The 2,813-nt window shown below is 51.6% G+C and carries 2 tRNA genes and 2 rRNA genes; all 4 read right to left on the reverse strand.

What is annotated here, in order from left to right:
- Window positions 1-532: ribosomal RNA gene (locus tag QWJ10_RS23125) — 23S ribosomal RNA — on the reverse strand; the annotation flags it as partial.
- 248 nt (window positions 533-780) lie between these two features.
- Window positions 781-856 (reverse strand) — tRNA-Ala (locus tag QWJ10_RS23130).
- Between the two features lie 6 nt (window positions 857-862).
- A tRNA-Ile gene (locus QWJ10_RS23135) sits at window positions 863-939 on the reverse strand.
- A gap of 98 nt (window positions 940-1,037) precedes the next feature.
- A 16S ribosomal RNA gene (locus QWJ10_RS23140) occupies window positions 1,038-2,574 on the reverse strand.
- Between the last annotated feature and the right edge of the window lie 239 nt (window positions 2,575-2,813).

Raw genomic sequence — 2,813 nt, forward strand, 5'->3', positions numbered from 1 at the left:
GGCTCCCACTGCTTGTACGCATACGGTTTCAGGTTCTATTTCACTCCCCTCTCCGGGGTTCTTTTCGCCTTTCCCTCACGGTACTGGTTCACTATCGGTCAGTCAGTAGTATTTAGCCTTGGAGGATGGTCCCCCCATATTCAGACAACGTTTCACGTGCGCCGTCCTACTCGATTTCACTCAAAAGATCCTTTCACCTACGGGGCTATCACCCACTATGGCCGCACTTTCCAGAGCGTTCGGTTAAAATCAATTGAGCTTAAGGGCTAGTCCCCGTTCGCTCGCCACTACTTAGGGAATCTCGGTTGATTTCTTTTCCTCAGGGTACTTAGATGTTTCAGTTCCCCTGGTTCGCCTCTCACACCTATGGATTCAGTGTGAGATACCTGACTTATGTCAGGTGGGTTCCCCCATTCAGAGATCTCCGGATCACAGTCTATTTGCCGACTCCCCGAAGCTTATCGCAGGCTATCACGTCTTTCATCGCCTCTGACTGCCAAGGCATCCACCGTATGCGCTTATTCACTTGACCATATAACCCCAAAGAATCTGAAGTTATGTTTGGTTTGGAACACGACATTCGCCGAAAACTTGCGCTTGAACTCGCAAATTTACCTTGACCACATAGTCTGCAGTGAAACAGCCTATGTGTTCGTACTTCTATCACATACCCAAATTTTTAAAGAACAGTCTGAAAACAAAGTTCAGAAGTCAATGCTTCGACCCAACCCTTAAGGGGGGGGGTAAGCACTCAGTTCTGAGCTTTAACGCGGTGTTAGATGGTGGAGCCAAGGAGGATCGAACTCCTGACCTCCTGCGTGCAAAGCAGGCGCTCTCCCAGCTGAGCTATGGCCCCATCGATTGGTGGGTCTGGGCAGATTCGAACTGCCGACCTCACCCTTATCAGGGGTGCGCTCTAACCAACTGAGCTACAGACCCAATCGTCTAACGCTTGAGTCTTGACTCATCTCGCGTCTTTATTTCAGTGAATCAAGCAATTCGTGTGGGAGCTTATGCCAAAGCTGGGATCTATCGATTAAGGAGGTGATCCAGCCGCAGGTTCCCCTACGGCTACCTTGTTACGACTTCACCCCAGTCATGAATCACACCGTGGTAACCGTCCTCCCGAAGGTTAGACTAGCTACTTCTGGTGCAACCCACTCCCATGGTGTGACGGGCGGTGTGTACAAGGCCCGGGAACGTATTCACCGTGACGTTCTGATTCACGATTACTAGCGATTCCGACTTCACGCAGTCGAGTTGCAGACTGCGATCCGGACTACGATCGGTTTTATGGGATTAGCTCCACCTCGCGGCTTGGCAACCCTTTGTACCGACCATTGTAGCACGTGTGTAGCCCAGGCCGTAAGGGCCATGATGACTTGACGTCATCCCCACCTTCCTCCGGTTTGTCACCGGCAGTCTCCTTAGAGTGCCCACCATGATGTGCTGGTAACTAAGGACAAGGGTTGCGCTCGTTACGGGACTTAACCCAACATCTCACGACACGAGCTGACGACAGCCATGCAGCACCTGTGTCAGAGTTCCCGAAGGCACCCATCCATCTCTGGAAAGTTCTCTGCATGTCAAGGCCTGGTAAGGTTCTTCGCGTTGCTTCGAATTAAACCACATGCTCCACCGCTTGTGCGGGCCCCCGTCAATTCATTTGAGTTTTAACCTTGCGGCCGTACTCCCCAGGCGGTCAACTTATTGCGTTAGCTGCGCCACTAAAGTCTCAAGGACCCCAACGGCTAGTTGACATCGTTTACGGCGTGGACTACCAGGGTATCTAATCCTGTTTGCTCCCCACGCTTTCGCACCTCAGTGTCAGTATCAGTCCAGGTGGTCGCCTTCGCCACTGGTGTTCCTTCCTATATCTACGCATTTCACCGCTACACAGGAAATTCCACCACCCTCTACCGTACTCTAGCCAGGCAGTTTTGGATGCAGTTCCCAGGTTGAGCCCGGGGATTTCACATTCAACTTACCAAGCCACCTACGCGCGCTTTACGCCCAGTAATTCCGATTAACGCTTGCACCCTCTGTATTACCGCGGCTGCTGGCACAGAGTTAGCCGGTGCTTATTCTGCTGGTAACGTCAAAGCTGCAACGTATTAGGTTACAACCCTTCCTCCCAGCTTAAAGTGCTTTACGACCCGAGGGCCTTCTTCACACACGCGGCATGGCTGGATCAGGCTTTCGCCCATTGTCCAATATTCCCCACTGCTGCCTCCCGTAGGAGTCTGGACCGTGTCTCAGTTCCAGTGTGACTGATCATCCTCTCAGACCAGTTACGGATCGTCGCCTTGGTGAGCCGTTACCCCACCAACTAGCTAATCCGACCTAGGCTCATCTGATAGCGTGAGGTCCGAAGATCCCCCACTTTCTCCCGTAGGACGTATGCGGTATTAGCGTTCCTTTCGAAACGTTGTCCCCCACTATCAGGCAGATTCCTAGGCATTACTCACCCGTCCGCCGCTGAATCAGAGAGCAAGCTCTCCTCATCCGCTCGACTTGCATGTGTTAGGCCTGCCGCCAGCGTTCAATCTGAGCCATGATCAAACTCTTCAGTTCAAACATATCCGGGTTTTGAGAAAACCCTAAACTTGGCTCAGCAATCGCAAATAAACTCTCGAATTCACGAGTGTTACTTGTCTTGCTGATAATCTTGTCGATCCATCAGTCTTACAGCACAAGCACCCACACGAATTGCTTGATTCAACTTGTTAAAGAGCGGTTGGTTAAGACCTTCGTCTCAACCGAGGCGCGCATTCTACGCTAACCTCTTGTCCTGTCAAGCATTTTGTTCAACC

Origin of the sequence: Pseudomonas sp. WAC2 (assembly GCF_030403525.1) — a bacterium.
GTDB classification, from domain to species: Bacteria; Pseudomonadota; Gammaproteobacteria; order Pseudomonadales; family Pseudomonadaceae; genus Chryseomonas; species Chryseomonas luteola.